General features: G+C 61.8%; 18 protein-coding genes, 1 tRNA gene and 1 pseudogene. 5 read left to right on the top strand and 15 right to left on the bottom strand.

Annotated elements, in window-relative coordinates; genetic code table 11:
- Positions 1-132 precede the first annotated feature (132 nt).
- Positions 133-213 (bottom strand) — tRNA-Leu (locus tag KBX14_RS10315).
- 366 nt (positions 214-579) lie between these two features.
- Here KBX14_RS10315 and KBX14_RS10310 point away from each other — a divergent pair.
- Positions 580-1,065 carry a hypothetical protein gene (locus tag KBX14_RS10310; protein WP_256042487.1) on the top strand — a complete coding sequence of 162 codons (486 nt, stop codon included), beginning with the start codon at positions 580-582 and terminating at the stop codon, positions 1,063-1,065.
- A gap of 13 nt (positions 1,066-1,078) precedes the next feature.
- Positions 1,079-1,447 carry a DUF3817 domain-containing protein gene (locus KBX14_RS10305; protein ID WP_256042486.1) on the top strand — a complete coding sequence of 123 codons (369 nt, stop codon included), beginning with the start codon at positions 1,079-1,081 and terminating at the stop codon, positions 1,445-1,447.
- 9 nt (positions 1,448-1,456) lie between these two features.
- Here the strand turns inward: KBX14_RS10305 and rdgB are convergent, their stop codons facing one another.
- The 7 genes from rdgB to clpS form a co-directional block, all read right to left on the bottom strand.
- A complete protein-coding gene (gene rdgB, locus KBX14_RS10300) occupies positions 1,457-2,080 on the bottom strand; it encodes an RdgB/HAM1 family non-canonical purine NTP pyrophosphatase (RefSeq protein WP_256042485.1) in 624 nt (207 codons plus the stop codon).
- Positions 2,077-2,808 carry a ribonuclease PH gene (gene rph, locus KBX14_RS10295; protein ID WP_070478462.1) on the bottom strand — a complete coding sequence of 244 codons (732 nt, stop codon included), beginning with the start codon at positions 2,806-2,808 and terminating at the stop codon, positions 2,077-2,079. Before rph ends, rdgB begins: the two co-directional genes overlap by 4 nt.
- Before the next feature lie 23 nt (positions 2,809-2,831).
- Positions 2,832-3,608, bottom strand: a complete 777-nt coding sequence (locus tag KBX14_RS10290) for an MBL fold metallo-hydrolase (RefSeq protein WP_256042484.1) — start codon at positions 3,606-3,608, stop codon at positions 2,832-2,834.
- A gap of 95 nt (positions 3,609-3,703) precedes the next feature.
- Positions 3,704-4,510: a glutamate racemase gene (gene murI / locus KBX14_RS10285; protein WP_070361988.1), complete on the bottom strand. Its 807-nt coding sequence runs from the start codon at positions 4,508-4,510 to the stop codon at positions 3,704-3,706.
- Positions 4,511-4,516: 6 nt separating this feature from the next.
- A complete protein-coding gene (locus KBX14_RS10280) occupies positions 4,517-5,308 on the bottom strand; it encodes a rhomboid family intramembrane serine protease (RefSeq protein ID WP_370687098.1) in 792 nt (263 codons plus the stop codon).
- Positions 5,309-5,312: 4 nt separating this feature from the next.
- Complete coding sequence (locus tag KBX14_RS10275; protein WP_071565626.1) at positions 5,313-5,855, bottom strand: DUF2017 domain-containing protein; 543 nt, start codon at positions 5,853-5,855, stop codon at positions 5,313-5,315.
- Between the two features lie 24 nt (positions 5,856-5,879).
- Complete coding sequence (gene clpS, locus KBX14_RS10270; protein ID WP_071565662.1) at positions 5,880-6,179, bottom strand: ATP-dependent Clp protease adapter ClpS; 300 nt, start codon at positions 6,177-6,179, stop codon at positions 5,880-5,882.
- Between the two features lie 118 nt (positions 6,180-6,297).
- On the opposite strand from clpS, the gene KBX14_RS10265 reads away from it, so the two are divergent.
- Positions 6,298-7,635 (top strand): nicotinate phosphoribosyltransferase, encoded by a 1,338-nt coding sequence (locus KBX14_RS10265; RefSeq protein ID WP_256042483.1) that lies wholly within the window; start codon positions 6,298-6,300, stop codon positions 7,633-7,635.
- A 15-nt stretch (positions 7,636-7,650) separates the two neighbouring features.
- On the top strand, positions 7,651-9,612 hold the full coding sequence (locus tag KBX14_RS10260) for an ATP-dependent DNA helicase (protein ID WP_256042482.1): 1,962 nt from the start codon (positions 7,651-7,653) through the stop codon (positions 9,610-9,612).
- On the opposite strand, the gene KBX14_RS10255 is transcribed toward KBX14_RS10260, so the two are convergent.
- The 4 genes from KBX14_RS10255 to nrdF all read right to left on the bottom strand — a co-directional run bounded on the left by KBX14_RS10255 (position 9,575) and on the right by nrdF (position 14,816).
- Entirely contained in the window at positions 9,575-10,327 is a 753-nt protein-coding gene (locus KBX14_RS10255) for an aminoacyl-tRNA hydrolase (protein ID WP_256042481.1), read from the bottom strand. The two genes, KBX14_RS10260 and KBX14_RS10255, sit on opposite strands and share 38 nt — an antisense overlap.
- On the bottom strand, positions 10,324-11,589 hold the full coding sequence (serB, locus tag KBX14_RS10250) for a phosphoserine phosphatase SerB (RefSeq protein WP_071573747.1): 1,266 nt from the start codon (positions 11,587-11,589) through the stop codon (positions 10,324-10,326). The genes KBX14_RS10255 and serB overlap by 4 nt, the downstream gene beginning before the upstream one ends.
- 126 nt (positions 11,590-11,715) lie before the next feature.
- Entirely contained in the window at positions 11,716-13,452 is a 1,737-nt protein-coding gene (gene ctaD / locus KBX14_RS10245; RefSeq protein ID WP_070361980.1) for a cytochrome c oxidase subunit I, read from the bottom strand.
- A gap of 374 nt (positions 13,453-13,826) precedes the next feature.
- The gene (gene nrdF / locus KBX14_RS10240; RefSeq protein WP_070363445.1) at positions 13,827-14,816 is read right to left on the bottom strand and encodes a class 1b ribonucleoside-diphosphate reductase subunit beta; all 990 of its coding nucleotides are present in this window, start codon (positions 14,814-14,816) and stop codon (positions 13,827-13,829) included.
- Positions 14,817-15,080: 264 nt separating this feature from the next.
- Here nrdF and KBX14_RS10235 point away from each other — a divergent pair, with 264 nt between their 5' ends.
- Positions 15,081-15,803 (top strand): FadR/GntR family transcriptional regulator, encoded by a 723-nt coding sequence (locus KBX14_RS10235; RefSeq protein ID WP_256042480.1) that lies wholly within the window; start codon positions 15,081-15,083, stop codon positions 15,801-15,803.
- A 24-nt stretch (positions 15,804-15,827) separates the two neighbouring features.
- On the opposite strand, the gene nrdE is transcribed toward KBX14_RS10235, so the two are convergent.
- From nrdE to nrdH, 3 genes and pseudogenes are all read right to left on the bottom strand, one after another.
- The gene (nrdE, locus tag KBX14_RS10230; protein WP_070361978.1) at positions 15,828-17,996 is read right to left on the bottom strand and encodes a class 1b ribonucleoside-diphosphate reductase subunit alpha; all 2,169 of its coding nucleotides are present in this window, start codon (positions 17,994-17,996) and stop codon (positions 15,828-15,830) included.
- A gap of 151 nt (positions 17,997-18,147) precedes the next feature.
- Positions 18,148-18,570: pseudogene (gene nrdI / locus KBX14_RS10225) on the bottom strand (class Ib ribonucleoside-diphosphate reductase assembly flavoprotein NrdI); the annotation flags it as partial.
- Positions 18,571-18,639: 69 nt separating this feature from the next.
- Positions 18,640-18,867: a glutaredoxin-like protein NrdH gene (gene nrdH / locus KBX14_RS10220; protein ID WP_070361976.1), complete on the bottom strand. Its 228-nt coding sequence runs from the start codon at positions 18,865-18,867 to the stop codon at positions 18,640-18,642.
- Positions 18,868-18,987: the final 120 nt, after the last annotated feature.

The raw sequence follows: 18,987 nt of genomic DNA, 5'->3' as shown, positions 1-18,987 counted from the left end.
AGCATATATTTTCCGCAAACGCGGAGTTCAGAGCATGAAAATCAACGATTCCGGACACACATTTTGTCGCTTAACCCACAAAAGAACCTCCGACACTGCGTCATTTGCAATCCCGGAGGCTCTTTCCTCTTGTGCGCCCGGTGAGACTTGAACTCACACGTCAAAGACACTGGAACCTAAATCCAGCGCGTCTGCCAATTCCGCCACGGGCGCATAAAGCGCCTTTCATCCTACACACTGCACAAGTGGGCACAAACTAGCAGGAAGGACCGGGGCTGCTGCTACCAGGTTGGGGGAGGTGTCCGCCGCGCGGACACGCGATCTGCTCCACCTGTCAGCGGCAAGACATCAAATGTTTCCGCCGCGCGGACACACAACCCCCTTTTCATCTTCCACCCCGCGGACACAGGATCCACTCCCCCGTTGTCCGCCGCGCGGACACGCGATCTGCTCCACCTGTCAGCGGCAAGACGCCAAATGTGTCCACCGCGCGGACACACGCAACCACAGAACAAGTATCGGGGCCGCAAAACTTGTCGGAGGGGGCGTCGATAAGTGTTGTTGCTAGACTGAAGCACTGTGAGCGAGCAAAACAGTTTCCCAGGTGAAGAGGGCGCGCCGAAGCGTCGGCACGTTCGGGTTCGCGCATGGCACGTCGTGTTGCTCATCGCCGCGGTGATTACGTGCTGTCTGCTGGCGTACTGGCAGTGGACTCGCTACCAGTCCGGGACAGGAACGTTCCAGAACCTGGGGTACGCGTTGCAGTGGCCGTTCTTCGGTGCGTTTTTCGTCTACGCCTACAAGGCGGGGTTAAAGATGGAGAACGAAAAGATTGATGCGCTGAACGCATCGGGGTCGATGGATGAGCTCTACGAGGCGGACCTTGCACGCTACGGTGCGGACGGCAGCCGTGATCCGGTGGAGATTGATGAGGATTTCCTGCCGGAGCGTCCTACTCTCGATGTGGAAGAATACAACTCGATGCTCGCACCACGCCGTCGTGGTTCGGCGGAACCAAACAGCGAACCAAACAGCGAGCCGAAGAGCGAACCCAACAGAAAGTGAGAGGCCTGAAAGCATGACCCAGCCGCAGCCAAACGCAGCAGCACCCAAGATTCACCCGGAGCGTCAGCGCCGAGTAAAGCAAGCGCTCACGGCGTTCTCTGTCGCAGCGTGGACAACGGGCATCCTGCTGCTGCTCCTATGCGCGCGCATGATCATGCAGTACCTCCTGCACATAGACGTGTCCATGCTGGAGTGGGTGGCGCGCGTGCACGGCCTGGCGTACATCCTGTTCCTGGTCACATCGCTGAACCTGGGACTGAAAGCCCGTTGGGCTGCGCAGACGTGGGCGGTGACCGCGATTTCTGGCGTCGTCCCCTTCTTGTCTTTCTGGGTGGAGGCGAAGCGCCGCAAGGAGGTCACGCGCACGTTCCAGCTACGCTAGCTGCCCACGCTAGCTACAAAGCGCCGCGATGCGCGGTGCCAGCGCCCGCAACGCCGTCCCACGGTGTGAGCGGGCGTTTTTCTCTTCCGGTGTGAGCTGCGCTGACGAGCGGCCGGGGGTGTCGGCTGGTTGGAAGATCGGGTCGTAGCCGAAGCCGTGCTCGCCCTTCGGCGCTTCGAGCAGGCTACCCTCCCAGCGGCCCTCGGCGGTGAACTCCTCGCCCTGCGGGGTCACGAGCGCGCAGCAAGACACGAACGCCGCGTCACGCAGAGCGATGTCCGCCATCTGCGCGAGCAACAAGTTGTTGTTCGCGGTGTCGGTGTCCTCGGCGCCATGCTGCCCGGTATGCCCAGACCAGCGGGCGGAGAGCACGCCGGGCATCCCGTTGAGCGCGGCGACGGCCAGGCCGGAATCGTCCGCCACGCACGGCAGCCCGGTGGCTGCTACCCCGGCGCGCGCCTTGATCAGCGCGTTTGCTTCGAACGTCAGCCCGTCCTCTTTTGGCTCCGGGTACGGCTCCACCTCGCCGAGGGCGACGAGTTCCACGCCGTCGATACCGCAGTCGTCGAGTACCTGCTGGAGTTCCTTGAGCTTCTTTGCGTTATTGGACGCAACCAGCAACTTCACCGTCATGCGAGCGCGGCCTTCTGTGCCTGGATGAGCTCGTTCAAGCCCTTCTGCGCCACGTCGAGCATCTGGTTGAGCTCCTCGCGGCCGAACAGGCCGTGCTCGCCGGTGCCCTGAATTTCGACGAAGTTATCGCCCTCCTGCATCACTACGTTGAGGTCAACTTCAGCGCGGGAGTCTTCTTCGTACGGCAGGTCGAGGCAAACGCGGCCGTCGATAATCCCTACGGAGACTGCGGCGACTGGCGCGAGCAGCGGCTCACCCGGTACGACACCGCGCTCTTTGAGTACGGAGATGGCGTCCGCAAGCGCGACGTACGCGCCGGTGATGGAGGCGGTGCGGGTGCCGCCGTCGGCTTGGAGGACGTCGCAGTCGAGCTGGATCGTGTTCTCCCCCAGCTGGCGCAGGTCCACCGCGGCGCGCAGCGAACGCCCGACCAGGCGGGAGATTTCGTGGGTGCGGCCCTTCACCTTGCCGCGCATCGATTCGCGTGGCATGCGCTCGTGGGTTGCGGCCGGGAGCATGGAGTATTCGGCGGTCAGCCAGCCTTCGCCGGAGTCTTTCTTGAAGCGCGGCACGCCTTCCTCGATGGAGGCGGTGCACATGACGCGGGTGTTGCCGAACTCTACAAGGACGCTACCTGCCGGGTTCGAGGTAAACGAGCGGGTGATACGCACCGGGCGCATTTCGTCGAGCGCGCGCCCGTCTGCGCGCAGAAAATCAGAAGTTGTCATGCCCTCCAGGGTAACGCACTGCGTTACAGCTCGAAGCAGGCGCCGGGCTCGCCGAGCACCGTCGGCCCACCGAACTCGCGCGCAGCGGCCTCAAGGGTGGCCTGCTGGTCCGCCCACGGCTGGATGTGCACAACCACGAGCTTTTTGACGCCCGCTTCGCGCGCAATCCGCCCCGCCTCTTCACCAGAAAGGTGCATGCCGGGCGCCATCCCCTCGGATGTCGGACCCCAGGCGGCCTCGCAGAGGAAGAGATCCGCGTCGCGGGCCGCCTCGACTAGGTTAGGCGTGACCCCGCTATCGCCCGAGTAGACCAGCGTCGCGCCGGTCTTCTTGCACGTAACCCGCAGCGCGTGCGATTCCTGCGCCGGGTGATCCACCGGGAACGGAGTGACCTGCACGCCATCTATCTCAACCGGGGTGCGAGGGCTCCACGTGTGTACGTCAAAGGTGTCACTGATGTCGTCGACCTCGTCGGCGGTGTTCGCAGTCATTCGGCCAAAGTGTGTCGCGGCGTGGCCTGGGCCGTACAGCTTATGCGCGCTCTCCGCGGGCTTCTCCGGGTGGTAGCGCCGCCATACCAGCAGCGAGGGCACGTCAGAGCAGTGATCCGCGTGCAGGTGCGAAAAAATCAGGTGCGCGTTGGAAGGATCCATTTCTTCGCGCGTTTGCATCGCAGCCAATGCGCCTGGCCCAAAGTCCATCAGTATGTCCGGGTTGCCCGGAGTACTGATCACATAGGACGAGCCGGGATTACCGGGGGCGCCTAAACTCCCTGAACACCCGAGAATGGTCAACTTCATGGAATTACTGTGCCATGAAAACTACGCAATTTCTAACGTTTCCACTAAAAACGCTCAGTTTTGTAGCCATGTCAGTAAAAACCGGCAGCTGTGGCCTAGCTCATGGGGTGGTTTACGGCGTGCACCATCGGCCCAAGGAAGCGCGTCGCGAGGGAGTCAAACACTGCCGGGTCGCCGGTGGACTCGAAAGTCCTCGTTGGCTCCACCTCAGGATCCGCCAGCAAGTCGCGCTCAGTGAGGATGCGGAGCACGTCCTTCGCAGTCTCCTCCGCTGAGGACACGAGTGTGACGTCGTCCCCCACTGCAAGCTGCACGATGCCAGAGAGGAGCGGATAGTGGGTGCAGCCCAGCACCAGCGTATCGACGCCCGCTTCGCGCTGCGGTGCCAAGTACTCCTTGGCAATGCTGAGGATCTCCGGGCCCGACGTCACGCCGCGCTCCACGAACTCGACGAACCGCGGGCAGGCGGTGGCCGTCACCTCCAAATTTGAGTTGAGCGCGAACAGGTCCTGGTATGCCCCGGAGGTGATGGTGCCCTGCGTACCGATGACACCAATTTTGTTATTTCGCGTCGTCGCGATTGCGCGCCGCACCGCTGGTTGAATCACCTCAACAACTGGGATGTCGTAGCGCTCGCGGGCGTCGTGCAAGAATGCGGAAGTGGCCGTGTTGCAGGCGATGACCAGCATCTTGCAGCCGCGGGCGACGAGTTCGTCGGCGATGCGCATTGCGTGTTGGCGCACCTGCGCAATCGGCTGCGGGCCGTACGGGCTGTTCGCGGTATCGCCGATGTAGATCATCGACTCGTTGGGCAGCTGGTCTATGACGGCGCGGGCTACCGTCAGTCCGCCCACGCCAGAGTCGAAAAGACCGATAGGAGCATTGTTCTCGAGCGTTTTCACGTCACATCATCCTAGCCCATAGGGCTGATTCGGATTCTTGCGCTGTTTCTTCTGCGCTTTCTTCATCGCAAGCTCCGGCGGGTCGTCCGAGGTGATGATCATACCCGCCGCCATGCCGCCAATCGCTCCAAAGAGGTGCGCCTGCCAGCTGACACCTTCGACCAGTGGGAGCACACCCCACATCAGACCCGAGTACGTAAACCCGAGGATGACACCAAGCAACACCTGGCCCGCCGACCGGTTGAAGAAGCCGCGCACCAGCAGGTACGCCAGCCAGCCGTAGACCAGGCCCGAGGCACCAATGTGGTTCGTGCCGATCCCACCGAACAACCAGGTTCCGATGCCGCCGATCAGCACCACAAAGGCCGTGACCTCCCAGAACACTCGCTTACCGGAGTACCCCACCAGGAACGCGAAGAGCGCACCCAGTCCGGTGTTGCCGATCAAGTGGTCCAGGTCAGCGTGCAGCAGCGGCGAGGTGAAGATGTGCCAAATACTGGTCAGGTCCAGCGGGTGCACGCCAAAGTTATTCAGCCCTCCGCCGAACACCGCCATGTTCAGGATGTGCACGGCCCAGATAATCGCGATGTAGCCAAGGGCGAACAGCAGCCCGGTTCTGCGCTGCTGCTTGAACTTGCTCTTGCGCTGCGCGGCGGGGTCCATCGCAGGGTCGACGCCAAACGCGGCAAGCTGCTGGTCCGGGTGCGAGAACGGCCGGTCGAAGGGCTTGCCGTAACCCGGCTGCCCAGTCTGGCCGTAGCCCCAGCCTGGCCTCGGTGCGTGTGGAGGTTGCGTCATATGCTTACTCGCCCATCATCGCCTGCAGCAGCGACTCCTGGCAGAACGCCAGCCACTCGATGAGCTGCGCGCGTTGCTGCTCGGCGGCCTCGCCGCCGCGGTCGTCGGCCGAGACGTACAGGCGCATGTCGTTGAGCGCCGCCAGGAACTGGTGCGCCTCCTCTTCCTCGATGGTCACCTCAACGCCACCGGTTGGGCCCAGCGCCTCGTTGACCACCTGCAGGTTGGTCAGCTTCGCCTTGATGATGTCGTTTTCGTGCAAGCTGCGAAGCAGGCCGTTGTCGCCCTCGAACTCCTCGTCCTGCTCCCGCTCAAAGTCCGGCAGCAGGCGCAGGAGCTTCGGGTCCGTCGGCGCCTCCGAATGCCCCACTGAGAGTCCCATCATCTCCGAGAACTCGTCGCGCGGCGCGGACTGCGCCCTAGCGATCAACGCCTCGGACACCGTCGCCGTCAAGTCCCCGATGATCTCGCGCTCGAGGGGGTCAAACAGCGTCGTAAATTTGATGCCTGAGCGCAACAGGCCCTTCTTCTTCCGCCAAGCTTGCATTCGCTACTCTCTCCTTGCCCTGGCCTAGCCGGCCTGCTGCATTGTTGCCCAGAGGCCAGCGGTGTGCAGCTTCTTCACGTCGCCTTCGACCTTGTCTTTTTCACCAGAGGACACCACCGCTTTCCCCTCGGTGTGCACCTGCATCATGAGCTCCTGGGCGCGCTTACGGTCGTAGCCCAAGACGGTTTGGAAAACGTAGGTGACATAGCTCATCAGGTTGACGGGGTCGTCCCACACTATGCACATCCACGGCAGGTTTTCGCTCGTCGCAACCTCGACGTCAATGGCTTCGTCGAGCTCAGGAGACGCCATCGGCGAACTCATCGCTACAATTCCTGTCTTTTTCATGTGCACCACCTTACCTGCTTCAGAAACACGACGCCCGCAAGCATTGTGTGCTAATGCACCCAGCAGCCCCGTCTACGCACTACACTCATCGAACATGACTGAAAACCAGGCCCGCCCCAACTACTCGACGGCATTCCTGACGGACATGTACGAGCTGACCATGCTCGACGCCGCCATCCAAGACGGCACCGCACACAGGCAGTGCGCCTTCGAGGTCTTTACCCGCCGCCTGCCGAATGACCGCCGCTACGGCGTCGTCGCAGGCACCGCCCGAGTTGTCGACGCCATCCAGAACTTCCGTTTCACCGACGCGCAAATCGAGGCGCTCGACTTCCTCTCTGACGAGGCCAAGGAATATCTGCGGGACTACTCGTTCTCCGGCCAGGTCGATGGCTACCGCGAGGGCGATATTTACTTCCCATACTCCCCCATCATGACAGTGCGCGGCACCTTCGCCGAGTGCGTGATCCTGGAGACAGTCATCCTGTCGATCCTCAACGGCGACTCCGCGGTGGCCTCCGCCGCGTCCCGTATGGTCACGGCCGCTGATGGCCGCCCGATCATAGAGATGGGCTCGCGACGCACCAACGAGCAGGCAGCGGTCTCTGCTGCGCGTGCCTCCTACATCGCGGGGTTCGTCGGCACCTCCAACATGGAAGCCTCCTACCGCTACGGTATCCCGGCCTCCGGCACCGCCGCCCACGCGTGGACACTGCTGCACGTCGACGAGGAAGGTCGCCCCGACGAGGTCTCCGCGTTTAAGGCACAGGTCGAAAGTCTGGGCAAGGACACCACCCTGCTCGTCGATACGTACGACATCACTAAAGGCATCGAGCACGCACTCGAGGTCGCGGGCACTGAACTCGGCGCGATCCGCATCGACTCCGGCGACCTGGGCATCGTGTCGCGCCGCGTGCGCGCCCAACTCGACGAGGCCGGCGCGTTCAACACCAAGATCATCGTCTCCTCCGACCTCGACGAATTCGCGATCGCGGGCCTGCGCGGCGACCCTGTCGACGGCTTCGGCGTCGGCACCTCGGTGGTCACCGGCTCCGGCGCACCGACGGCCACGCTGGTGTACAAGCTTGTAGAGGTCGACGGCCACCCCGTGGCCAAGCGTTCCTCCGGGAAGCGCACCTACGGCGGCGCCAAACTGGCCAAGCGCGCCTACCGCGCCTCCGGTGTCGCGGTGGCGGAGCTCATCTACCCGCTGCGCGCGGAAATCGATACGAAGCCAGCCCTCGAGTACCGTGACCTGGTGGTACCGCTGATTCGGGGCGGAGCAGTCGTCGACAAGCATGACGAGCTCGAGGCCGCCCGCGAGCTGCACAATACCGCTCGCACCACCCTGCCGTGGGAGGGCCTGGCGCTGGCGAAGGGCGACGCGGCGATCCCGACGCGCTTCGTCGGCTTCCCTGAGCCCACCGAGTAGGTAGACTTTCCCGACGTGAGTGACCAGCCTTTCGCCCAAACGACCGAAGACCTCCTCGCGGCCGCCGTCGCCGCCCTCGGTGGCGCAGAGCGCCCTGGGCAGGTCGCGATGGCGAAGGCCGTCACCAAAGCGATCGATGCCGGACGCCACCTCGCCGTGCAGGCTGGCACTGGCACCGGCAAGTCGCTCGCCTACCTCATCCCCGCGATTCGGCACGCGCAGCAGTCGGACAGCACCGTCGTCGTATCGACGGCCACCATCGCGCTGCAACGCCAGCTCGTCGAGCGCGACCTGCCCCGGCTCGCCGACGCCCTCGAGCTGCTTTTGGAGCGCCGCCCGACGTTCGCCATCCAGAAGGGCCGCAACAACTACGTTTGCCTGCACAAAATCGGGCTAGACGAGGAGACGCCGGAGGCGCTCATCGAGGAAGACGACATTTCCTGGCTGGGCAAACACGTCAAGCGCGTCGCCGAGTGGGCACAGGACACCGAGACCGGCGACCGCGACGACCTCGAACCCGGCGTACCCGATTTGGCGTGGCGCCAGGTGTCCGTTACTTCCAACGAGTGCCTGGGAGCGAGCCGCTGCCCGCACGGCGACGAATGCTTCGCCGAGCTCGCACGCGAGAAAACCCGCTCCGTCGACGTGGTGGTAACTAACCATGCGCTGCTAGCTATCGACGCCCTCGCAGACGTTGACGTACTGCCGGAGCACGACGTCGTCATCATCGACGAGGCCCACGAGCTCGACGGGCGCATCACCTCCGTAGCAACCAACGAGCTCTCCGCCCGCGCGCTGACGCTCGCTGCCCGGCGTGCGGGCAAGCTCGGTGCGGATAAGGCGATCCTCGAAGACGTCGCCGACGACTTCAGCGCGGCGCTCGCTCTGGAGGAGCCCGGCCGCTGGGAACGCATCTCCGATCCCGCGCGCGGCGCCTTCACCGGTGTCCGCGATGCACTGTGGCGCACGCGCAACGCCATCGCGGACGCCCCCGAGGGCGAGGCCGCGAACGACCCGGAAACCGCCGCCGAGCGCGGCAACCTCAAGAACCACCTCGAGGACTTGCACGACGCCACCGTCCGCATCCTCGAAGTTTTCGACGAGGACGACCCAGCCAAGCACTACGACGTGGTGTGGCTGACACGCTCCGACAAGTACGACGACTCCGTGGCCGTCGCGCCACTCTCCGTCGCCGCCCTGCTGCGGGAGAAGCTCTTCGGCGAACACACCGTGGTGCTCACCTCCGCCACGTTGACGGTCGGCGGGAACTTCAACGCCATGGCGGCCTCCTGGGGTCTTCCGGACAAGACATGGGACAGCCTCGACGCCGGCACCCCCTTCGACCCGGCGAAGTCCGGCATCCTCTACACCGCCAAGCACCTGCCTGCACCTGGACGCGACGGCCTGTCGGACGCGACGCTCGACGAGATCGCCGAGCTCATCACCGCCGCTGGCGGCCGGACGCTCGGTTTGTTCTCTTCGCGCCGCGCCGCCCAGCAGGCCGCGGAAGCGATGCGCACACGCCTCCCCTTCGACATCATGTTGCAGGGCGAAGACTCCACCGGCGCGCTCGTGGACAAGTTCGCCCGCAACGAGAACAGCTGCCTGTTCGGCACGCTGACCCTCTGGCAGGGTGTCGACGTCCCCGGCCGCTCACTGTCCCTCGTCATCATCGACCGCATCCCGTTCCCCCGCCCCGACGATCCGCTGTTGCAGGCACGTGCCAACGCCGCGGATGCTGCCGGGCGCTCCGGGTTCATGGAGGTCTCCGCGACCCACGCCGCCCTCCTCATGGCGCAGGGAGCGGGCCGCCTGCTGCGCTCGGTCAGTGACCGCGGCGTCGTCGCTGTGCTCGATAACCGCTTAGTCACGAAGCGCTACGGCTCATTCCTGCGCCGCAGCCTCCCAGCCTTCTGGGAGACCACCAACCCCGATACCGTCAGAGGCGCGCTGCAACGCTTAGTGGCGGCTCGCTAAACGCCAGCGCCGTCACCGAGCCTGGCGCGACCTCCGTGAACCCTGCGTCGGCGACCACCACGCCGTCGTGTTCGCGCGCGTACGCCAAGCACTCCGCAAACACGCCGCTGTCCGCCTCGCGGACACTCAGCGGGAAGCCGTCCTCGGCCCACGCCTGCACCCACTCGAGCGGGCGCTGCGCAGCAAGCAGCATTGAGGCATGCCCCACCTGTGCGGCCGCCTTCCCCGCAGACATCTCGAGCCCAGCATCCACCACAATCACAGGTGTCGACGCCCCCACCTGCCCCTCCACTGTCTCCATCGGCAGGTCCGTCCCCTTGATCTGCAGCTTCGATACCTCGTGTGGCACGTCGCACACCGCGGATGGCACAAACGCCCGCACCGACCCGACCGTCACCCCGGGCACCTCCTGCACATCCAACCACGCCTTGTTTCGCGCCCGTCGAGTCACCTTGCGGATGCGGTGGTCGTACCAGCGCTGCAGGTGCTCCCGCCACGGCCCGGGCTCGCCCGCTTGTTCCGCGAGGCAGACGGCGACGGTGGCGCGGGCGGCGTCGACTAGCACCGCGTTGCGTGGTGGCGGGTCCTGCTTCGGCAGGTTGATCACCAGCTGCATCGCCTGCACCGTCTCCGGGTCGCGCGGGTCCTCGGTGCGCTGCCGGTAGTCAGCGCTGGTGCGCTCGTGCAGGAGCTGCCAAGCTAACTGTCTGCTCATGCTTCGCGGCTTGTCAGCGCTACGCGGCCGTCGATGCCCTGGCGCTCATTCGAGTCGTCGATCTCGTCGCGCGGGATGCCGATCATGTAGAGCACCTCATCCAGGAATGGGTGGTTCACCGACGCGTCCGCGATCTCCTTCAACGCCGGCTTCGCATTAAACGCAATGCCCAAGCCTGCGACCGACAGCATGTCAATGTCGTTCGCGCCATCGCCCACCGCAATCGTCTGGTCCATGCGCAGCCCACTGTCCTGCGCAAACTCGCGCAGGAACTCCGCCTTCGCCTGGCGGTCCACCACCTTGCCGATCACCCGACCCGTCAGTTTGCCGTCTTCAATCTCGAGCGTGTTCGCGCGCACGTAGTCGAGCTCCAGTTCTTCAGCCAGCCCCTCCAGCACCTGGATGAACCCGCCAGAGACCACCGCGGTGCGGTACCCCATCGAGTTCAACGTGCGAATCGTGGTCCTCGCTCCAGGCGTGAGCACAATGTCCTTCGCCACCTGCTCAATCACCGACGCGTCGAGCCCCGCCAGTGCCTTCACTCGCTCGCGCAGCGACTCCTCAAAGTCCAATTCGCCCCGCATCGCGCGCTCAGTCACAGCAGCGACCTCCGCCTCACGTCCCGCGTGCGCAGCCAGCATCTCGATAACCTCGCCAGTAATCAACGTCGAATCACAGTCGAAACACACCAGGCGCTTCATCCTGCGGTGCAGGCCCGCGTGCTCCATCGCGAGATCAATCCCCAGCTCTGCGGAGATCTCCGCGAGCTTCTTACGGATCTCCTGCCCGTCACCCGGCGAGTAATTCGGGATCGTAATGCACAGCTCCAGGCCTGTCACCGGGTACTGCGCAATGCCGCGAATCGTGTCGATGTTTGCACCTACCGACGCCAACTCCGTCCCCAGCCGTGAAACCGCCTCAGCCGTAACCGGGTTGCCAAGGACCACCACCACGTGCGTGGAACGCGGGCGCTGGTCCGAGCGGGCGGAGACATCCGTCTCGATGGTGACACGCTGACCATAGTCCCACAGCGCGACGCGCAGCTCACGCTCGATATCCACCAAGTCGTTTGGGTCCATGCCCACGAAGGCTGCCAGCATCAGGCGCCCTCGGAAGTCCGTCTGCTCCACGTCGAGCAGCTGGACATTGTGGCGCGACAGGGTTGTGAAAAACGAACCCGAAACGCCCGGGCGGTCTGGGCCCGACGCGGTGATAACCGCAGGCTTGAGACCTGCTTGCAGCTCTACCTCAAACGCCGTCATTGGTGGTGTACTCCTTCGTGTTACTGGCTGACTGTGATGAGGGTAGCACCTTTTGACAACACAAAACCCCTCATCGGAGAACCGATGAGGGGTGTGATCTGTCAGGATGAGGGGTTCACCATCTGGTTACTTCCCGGAGTTCGTGCCCTTCCACGTTGCTGGGGTATCAGCCTTGTGGTTGCTGTGAGCCTCGCGGCGCAGCTGCTCCACCATGTGCGGGTAGTGCAGCTCGAACGCAGGACGCTCGGAGCGGATACGTGGCAGCGCGGTGAAGTTGTGGCGCGGTGGCGGGCAGGAGGTTGCCCACTCGAGCGAGTTGCCGTAGCCCCATGGGTCATCCACGGTGACAATCTCGCCGTAACGCCAGGACTTGATGACGTTCCAGATGAACGGCAGCATACCGATGCCCAGGATGAAGGAACCGACCGTGGAGATCTGGTTCAGCAGCGTGAAGCCGTCGGTATCCAGGTAGTCAGCGTAGCGGCGTGGCATGCCCATGTTGCCCAGCCAGTGCTGGACCAGGAAGGTCATGTTGAAGCCGATGAACGTGAACCAGAAGTGGATCTTGCCCAGGCGCTCGTCCAGCATGCGGCCGGTCATCTTCGGGAACCAGAAGTAGACACCAGCGATTGCGGAGAACACCACGGTACCGAACAGGGTGTAGTGGAAGTGCGCAACCACGAAGTAGGAGTCATGCAGCTGGAAGTCCAGCGGTGGCGAAGCCAGCATAATACCGGTCAGACCACCGAAGAGGAACGTGAACAGGAAGCCCATCGCCCACAGCATCGGGGTCTCGAAGGTGATGTGTCCGTTCCACATCGTGCCCACCCAGTTGAAGAACTTCACGCCGGTTGGGACGGAAATCAGGAAGGTCATGAAGGAGAAGAACGGAAGCAGGACGGCACCGGTTGCAAACATGTGGTGCGCCCACACAGCCATCGACAGGCCAGCAATCGCGAGCGTTGCAAAGATCAGGCCGATGTAGCCAAACATTGGCTTACGGGAGAAGACCGGGATGATCTCGGAGATGATACCGAAGAACGGCAACGCCAGGACGTACACCTCAGGGTGTCCGAAGAACCAGAACAGGTGCTGCCACAGGATTGCGCCACCGTTTGCAGTGTCGTAGATGTGGCCGCCCAGCAGGCGGTCGTACAGCACGCCCAGTGCAGCAGCGAGCAGCAGCGGGAAGATCATCAGCGCGATGATCGAGGTGACGAACACGGTCCAGGTGAACGCTGGCATACGGAACATCGTCATGCCTGGCGCACGCATGGTGAGCACGGTGGTCAGCATGTTGATCGCGGATGCGACGGTACCGATACCGGTTGCGCCCACACCGACGATCCACAGGTTCGCGGATACGGATGGGGTGTGCGTTGCGTCAGCAAGCGGCATGTACATGGTCCAGCCGAAGTCAGCCGCACCACCCGGGGTCAAGAACCCAGCCAGCATCGCGAAAACACCGACGGACGTAATCCAGAAGCCGAACGCGTTCAGACGTGGGAACGCCACATCCGGCGCGCCGATCTGCAGCGGCAGGACATAGTTAGCGAAACCCCACACAACTGGCGTACCGAACGCAAGCAGCATCACGGTGCCGTGCATGGTAAACAGCTGGTTGAACTGCTCGTTGGACAGGAACTGCAGGCCCGGGCTGAACAACTCAGCACGGATCAGCAGAGCCATCAAGCCACCAACGAAGAACCAGATGAAGGACATGATGATGTACATGATGCCCAGCTCTTTGTGGTCTGTCGTGGTGAGCTGCTTATAAATCTGAGAGCCAATCCGGCCATTGCCAGTTGGCTCCGGACGTGTCGACTGGACTTTAGTCTCCAGCCTTGGCGCCACAGCGGTCATTCGTTCCTCCTGACTGTAACTTTCGGACACAAAACGGGTACACGAAAGCTAATTGTGATACCGCATCATCTTAAGTGACGCGCCCATACATTTGCCAGCCTTTCTTGGCCTCCCCCCAATATCCACCTCGCACCTCAGCCAAGGCCTGACAACAGCCACCATGAGCTACCTGCCGAAACACCAACAGTCACAGCAGCCACCAAACGCATAGCACAAGCCAGTACGCTCGCAACGTTTCGAAACTCCCCCACACACGTCCCCCGTTTAGTATCAACCCAAAGTTTGGGCATGTTGACGCCCGAAAGCGAAAAACGTGCCACCGCAAACTGCTGCGGTGGCACGAAGTGGCGTCGAAAAGCACTCAGCTGACAGGGTTAGAAGTCCCAGTCATCGTCCTCGGTCTCCTCGGCCTTGCCAATGACGTACGAGGAACCCGAGCCAGAGAAGAAGTCGTGATTCTCATCAGCGTTTGGCGATAGCGACGCCAGGATCGCCGGCGAAACGCGAGCCTCATCGACCGGGAAAAGTCCCTCGTAGCCCAGGTTATTGAGGGCCTTGTTCGCGTTGTAGCGCAGGAATCGCTTCACATCCTCGGTCCAGCCCAGCGGATCGTAGATGTCTTCCGTGTACTGGATCTCGTTCTCGTACAGGTCGTAGAGGATGTCGAAGGCGTACTCCTTGAGTTCCTCCTGACGCTCCGGCGACTCGTCGCGCAGGCCGACCTGGTACTTGTACCCGATGTAGTAGCCGTGCACCGCCTCGTCGCGAATGATGAGGCGGATAATGTCCGCGGTGTTCGTCAGCTTCGAGTGCACCGCCCAGTTCAAAGGCAGGTAGAAGCCCGAGTAGAAGAGGAAGGACTCCAGCATGACGGAGGCGACCTTCTTCTTCATTGGGTCGTCGCCACGGTAGTAGGACTCTACAATCTTAGCCTTGCGCTGCACCTCTTTGTTTTCTTCTGTCCAGCGGAACGCCTCATTAATCTGCGGGGTGGACGCCAGCGTCATGAAAATGTTCGAGTAGGACTTCGCGTGCACCGACTCCATGAACGCAATATTCGTATAGACGGCCTCTTCGTGCAGCGTCTTCGCGTCCGGCAGCAGAGATACCGCACCGACGGTGCCCTGCAGCGTATCCAGTAGCGTCAGGTTTGCGAACACGCGCATCGTGGAAAGCTGCTCATCATCAGTCAGCGTGTTCCAGCTCGGAATGTCATTCGAAACAGGAATCTTTTCTGGGAGCCAGAAGTTACCCGTGAGGCGGTCCCAGACCTCGAGGTCCTTCTCATCAGGGATTTCGTTCCAGTTAATCGCCTTCATCGGCTCCTTATGAGCCTGCAGGTAGCCAAGATACTCTTCAGTCATGGCGCCCATCTTAGCGCAAGCGCCTCTACGCAGCGGCGCCGGTTGCGATTGTCCGCGCGGCGGACACTTGGCGGGGGTACATTCCGGACAGCCGACTTTGACTTTCGCCAAACGCGACCAGTTCCCTACAGCGCTTTCTCCTTAGGATTCACCCCCTCCTACCCCCACCCATGCCCGACTCGTTGCGTTGTAGTTCACAGCCGGGGTTATGCTGATTAATAGTCTCAATTCAAACTCTCCGATACGAGAAAAAGGATGAATAGCATGCCTCTCACCCTCGATCCTGCCGAATCCGCCGAAGGACCTCTTCTGACCAAGGTGCTCGACGAGCTTGGGGGCGAGATTGTATCGGGGACAATGGCGCCGGGAGAGCGCTTTACGCTCCAGGATCTTTCCAGCCGGTTTGGGATTTCGCGCACAGTCGCGCGTGAGGCAATGCGCGCGCTGGAGCAGCTCGGGCTTGTGAGCTCCTCTCGCAGAGTCGGCATTAAGGTGCTGCCGGAAGAACACTGGGCTGTCTTTGATCAGGCCGTGATCCGCTGGCGTCTCAGCAGCGAAGCCCACCGGGCGAAGCAGATCGTGTCACTCGACCAGTTGCGCAAGGCAGTCGAGCCAGTCGCAGCAGCGCTCGCAGCAACGAACGCAACGAAGGAACAAGCACAGGAGCTCAAGGCGCTCGCTAAGCAGCTCATGGAGCTCTCCGAAGCCGGCGAAGGCAACACGGAAGCGTTCCTCGAGGCGGATAAACGTTTTCACACCTTAATATTGGAGAGCTCTGGCAACGAGATGTTCCGCACCCTTGCCCTCCCAATTCTGTACGTGCTTGAAGGGCGCACCCGCTACGGCATCATGCCGAACGACCCACACCTTGATGCAATGGCATACCACCTGAAAGTGGCAGAAGCCATCCAATCCGGCGACTCAACAGGAGCAGAAAACGCATCCTGGAGCCTTCTGCGCGGAGTGGACGGCTTCGTCGAGTTCTAAGCCAGCACTGTTCTCAACCAGCGCTTACAGCATGCAGGATACGCAGCCCTCGATCTCTGTGCCCTCCAGGGCCATCTGGCGCAGGCGGATGTAGTACAGGGACTTAATTCCCTTGCGCCATGCGTAGATCTGCGCGCGGTTCAGGTCGCGCGTCGTCACCGTGTCCTTGAAGAACAGGGTCAGCGACAGGCCCTGGTCGACGTATTTCGTAGCGACAGCGTAGGTGTCGACGATCTTCTCGAAGCCGATCTCGTAGGCGTCGTCGAAGTACTCGGTGTTGTCGTTGTTCAGGTGAGGCGCCGGGTAGTAGACGCGACCGATCTTGCCTTCCTTACGGATCTCAATCTTCGACGCGATCGGGTGGATCGAGGAGGTTGAGTTGTTGATGTAAGAAATCGAGCCGGTCGGCGGGATTGCCTGCAGGTAGCGGTTGTAGATGCCGTCGCGAGCGACCGCTTCTTTCAGTGCTGCCCATTCTTCGGCCGTCGGCACTGCAATCGTCGACTTTTCGAACAGCGCCTTGACCTTCTCCGTCTTCGGCTGGAAATCCTCCGGGTTGTAGCGGTCGAAGAACTCGCCGGTGGCGTACTCGGAGCGCTCGAAGTCTTCGAACTTCTTGCCCGTCTCCACTGCGATCTTGTGCGATGCCTTGATGCACTCGTACATCACGGCCGCGAAGTAGGCGTTCGTGAAGTCGAGGCCTTCCTCTGAGCCGTAGTGGATGTGCTCGCGGCCAAGGAATCCGTGCAGGTTCATCTGGCCCAGGCCGATGGCGTGGGAGGCGTCGTTACCCTCACGGATCGACGGCACCGAGTCAATCGACGTCTTGTCCGCCACCGCCGTAAGACCGCGGATTGCGGTCTCGACGGTGCGGGAGAAGTCGTCGGAATCCATCGCCATCGCAATGTTCAAGGAGCCAAGGTTGCAGGAAATATCGTGGCCGACCTTCGCGTACGTCAGGTCAGCGTTGAGCTCCGACGGGGAATTGACCTGCAGGATCTCGGAGCACAAGTTGGACATGTTAATGCGGCCAGTCTTGACCGGGTTCGCTCGGTTCGCGGTGTCCTCGAACATGATGTACGGGTAGCCGGACTCGAACTGGATCTCCGCCAGCGTCTGGAAGAACTGACGCGCATTAATCTTCGACTTGTGGATGCGCGGGTCTTCCACCATCTCTTCGTACTTCTCGGTGACGGAGATGTCGGCGAACGGAACGCCGTAGACGCGCTCGACGTCGTACGGCGAGAACAGGTACATGTCGTCGTTACGCTTCGCCAGCTCAAAGGTGATGTCTGGGACGACGACGCCCAGCGAGAGCGTTTTAATACGAATCTTCTCGTCAGCGTTTTCGCGCTTGGTGTCCAGGAACTTCATGATGTCAGGGTGGTGCGCGTTGAGATACACAGCACCTGCGCCCTGGCGTGCGCCGAGCTGGTTTGCGTAGGAGAAGGAGTCCTCCAGCAGCTTCATCACTGGAATCACACCAGACGACTGGTTCTCGATGTGCTTAATGGGCGCGCCGGCCTCACGAATGTTCGACAGCAGCAACGCTACGCCGCCGCCGCGCTTCGACAGCTGCAACGAGGAGTTAATCGCACGGCCGATGGACTCCATATTGTCCTCGATGCGCAGCAGGAAGCAAGACACGAGCTCGCCGCGCTGCGCCTTGCCTGCGTTGAGGAATGTCGGCGTCGCTGGCTGGAAGCGGCCCGTCATGATCTCGTCGACCAGTGCGGATGCTACCTCTTCCCTGCCGTCAGCGAGGAAGAGCGCGGTCATCGCCACGCGGTCCTCGAAGCGCTCGAGGTAACGGCGACCGTCGAATGTCTTCAGCGTGTAGGAGGTGTAGTACTTGTACGCGCCCAGGAAGGACTTGAAGCGGAACTTAAAGGCATACGCACGCTTGAACGTGTCCTTCACGAACTCCCAGTCATATGCCTCAATAACCTCGGGCTCGTAGTACTTGTTGTCCACCAGGTACTTCATCTTCTCTTCGAGGTCGTGGAAGTACACCGTGTTCTGGTTCACGTGCTGCAGGAAGAACTGATTCGCAGCCTCGCGGTCCTTATCGAACTGGATCTGGCCGTTTTCGTCGTACAGGTTCAGTAGCGCGTTGAGCGTGTGGTAGTCCAGCTTGTCAGCCTCGTTGACTGGCTCCGGCACATTCTTGCCATGAATAGGGTTCGTAGACACAGATATCCTCTTGATGGTTCAGCGTTGATTAACGATCGGCGTTACGGTATTTATTTGTATATTTCTCGCGCAGTTGCGCTAAGCGTTGTGCGTTTTCCTGCCCCGGCAGCTGCCCAACCGACTCTAGCGCGTCTTCCTGCTCGGGGGTCAGCGGCAGCAAACCGAGGCGGTCGGCGTGCTCGATCAGCTGGTTGCGCACGCGAAGCACGTCGTCATCAGTACCCAGCAGCTCAAAGCGGAAAAGGTACGGGACGTTGCACTTCTCCGATATTACGTCACCAGCCAGGCCGTAGTCCGTGCCAAAGTTGGAGTTGCCAGACGCGATGACGCCACGGATATAGCTGCGGTTGTGTTCGTCATTCAAAAACTTGATGACCTGCGGCGGGACAGGTTTGGTGTTCACGTGCGTCATCGATACGCCCCCGCCATAGGTCGGGCAGATGAGGACGTAGGGCTCGTCGATAATTGGTGCTGGGTCCGTGCGCCGCAACGGAATACGCTGTGCCGGAAGCCTCACCTTATCGACGAACCGCTTCGTCGTCTCTGTCAACGACGAGAAGTACACGATCAACATGTTGGATGCCCTCTACATAAAAAGAGCCGCCAATGTGTAAAACACTAGCGGCGTGAGACGTCGGAAGAGTTAAGCCGCAGCCAGGCCACGGATGCGCTCCGGGCGGAACCCAGACCAGTGCTCGCCGTTTACCTCAACGACTGGTGCCTGGAGGTAGCCGAGCGCGAGGACGTAGTCACGCGCTTCGTCGTCGACGGAGATATCTACGAGGTCGTACTCCAGCCCTGCTTTTTCGAGTGCTTTGGTAGTTGCTTTGCACTGCATGCACGCCGGCTTGGTGTAAACGGTAATAGACATAACCTGTGGGCTCTCTCTCTACATAAAATGAAGACTATTTCGGGAGTTTTCCCCGCGCCGTCTTGATCGGCGCTACAAGAGAAGACACTATACCTTGGGTGATATTTCTGCAAGTGATAC

This window comes from Corynebacterium sp. CCUG 61414, assembly GCF_024453945.1.
Classification (GTDB): domain Bacteria; phylum Actinomycetota; class Actinomycetes; order Mycobacteriales; family Mycobacteriaceae; genus Corynebacterium; species Corynebacterium pseudogenitalium.
This window is presented reverse-complemented; position numbering and strand designations above follow the sequence as displayed.

Coding starts and splice junctions, on each gene's coding strand:
- clpS (WP_071565662.1), bottom strand. CDS start 6,179: ATGAGTTCGCCGATGGCGTCTCCTGAGCTCGACGAAGCCATTGACGTC.
- KBX14_RS10275 (WP_071565626.1), bottom strand. CDS start 5,855: ATGCAAGCTTGGCGGAAGAAGAAGGGCCTGTTGCGCTCAGGCATCAAA.
- nrdH (WP_070361976.1), bottom strand. CDS start 18,867: ATGTCTATTACCGTTTACACCAAGCCGGCGTGCATGCAGTGCAAAGCA.
- KBX14_RS10265 (WP_256042483.1), top strand. CDS start 6,298: ATGACTGAAAACCAGGCCCGCCCCAACTACTCGACGGCATTCCTGACG.
- nrdF (WP_070363445.1), bottom strand. CDS start 14,816: ATGACTGAAGAGTATCTTGGCTACCTGCAGGCTCATAAGGAGCCGATG.
- KBX14_RS10305 (WP_256042486.1), top strand. CDS start 1,079: ATGACCCAGCCGCAGCCAAACGCAGCAGCACCCAAGATTCACCCGGAG.
- KBX14_RS10235 (WP_256042480.1), top strand. CDS start 15,081: ATGCCTCTCACCCTCGATCCTGCCGAATCCGCCGAAGGACCTCTTCTG.
- KBX14_RS10255 (WP_256042481.1), bottom strand. CDS start 10,327: ATGAGCAGACAGTTAGCTTGGCAGCTCCTGCACGAGCGCACCAGCGCT.
- rdgB (WP_256042485.1), bottom strand. CDS start 2,080: ATGACGGTGAAGTTGCTGGTTGCGTCCAATAACGCAAAGAAGCTCAAG.
- ctaD (WP_070361980.1), bottom strand. CDS start 13,452: ATGACCGCTGTGGCGCCAAGGCTGGAGACTAAAGTCCAGTCGACACGT.
- KBX14_RS10290 (WP_256042484.1), bottom strand. CDS start 3,608: ATGAAGTTGACCATTCTCGGGTGTTCAGGGAGTTTAGGCGCCCCCGGT.
- serB (WP_071573747.1), bottom strand. CDS start 11,589: ATGACGGCGTTTGAGGTAGAGCTGCAAGCAGGTCTCAAGCCTGCGGTT.
- KBX14_RS10280 (WP_370687098.1), bottom strand. CDS start 5,308: ATGACGCAACCTCCACACGCACCGAGGCCAGGCTGGGGCTACGGCCAG.
- rph (WP_070478462.1), bottom strand. CDS start 2,808: ATGACAACTTCTGATTTTCTGCGCGCAGACGGGCGCGCGCTCGACGAA.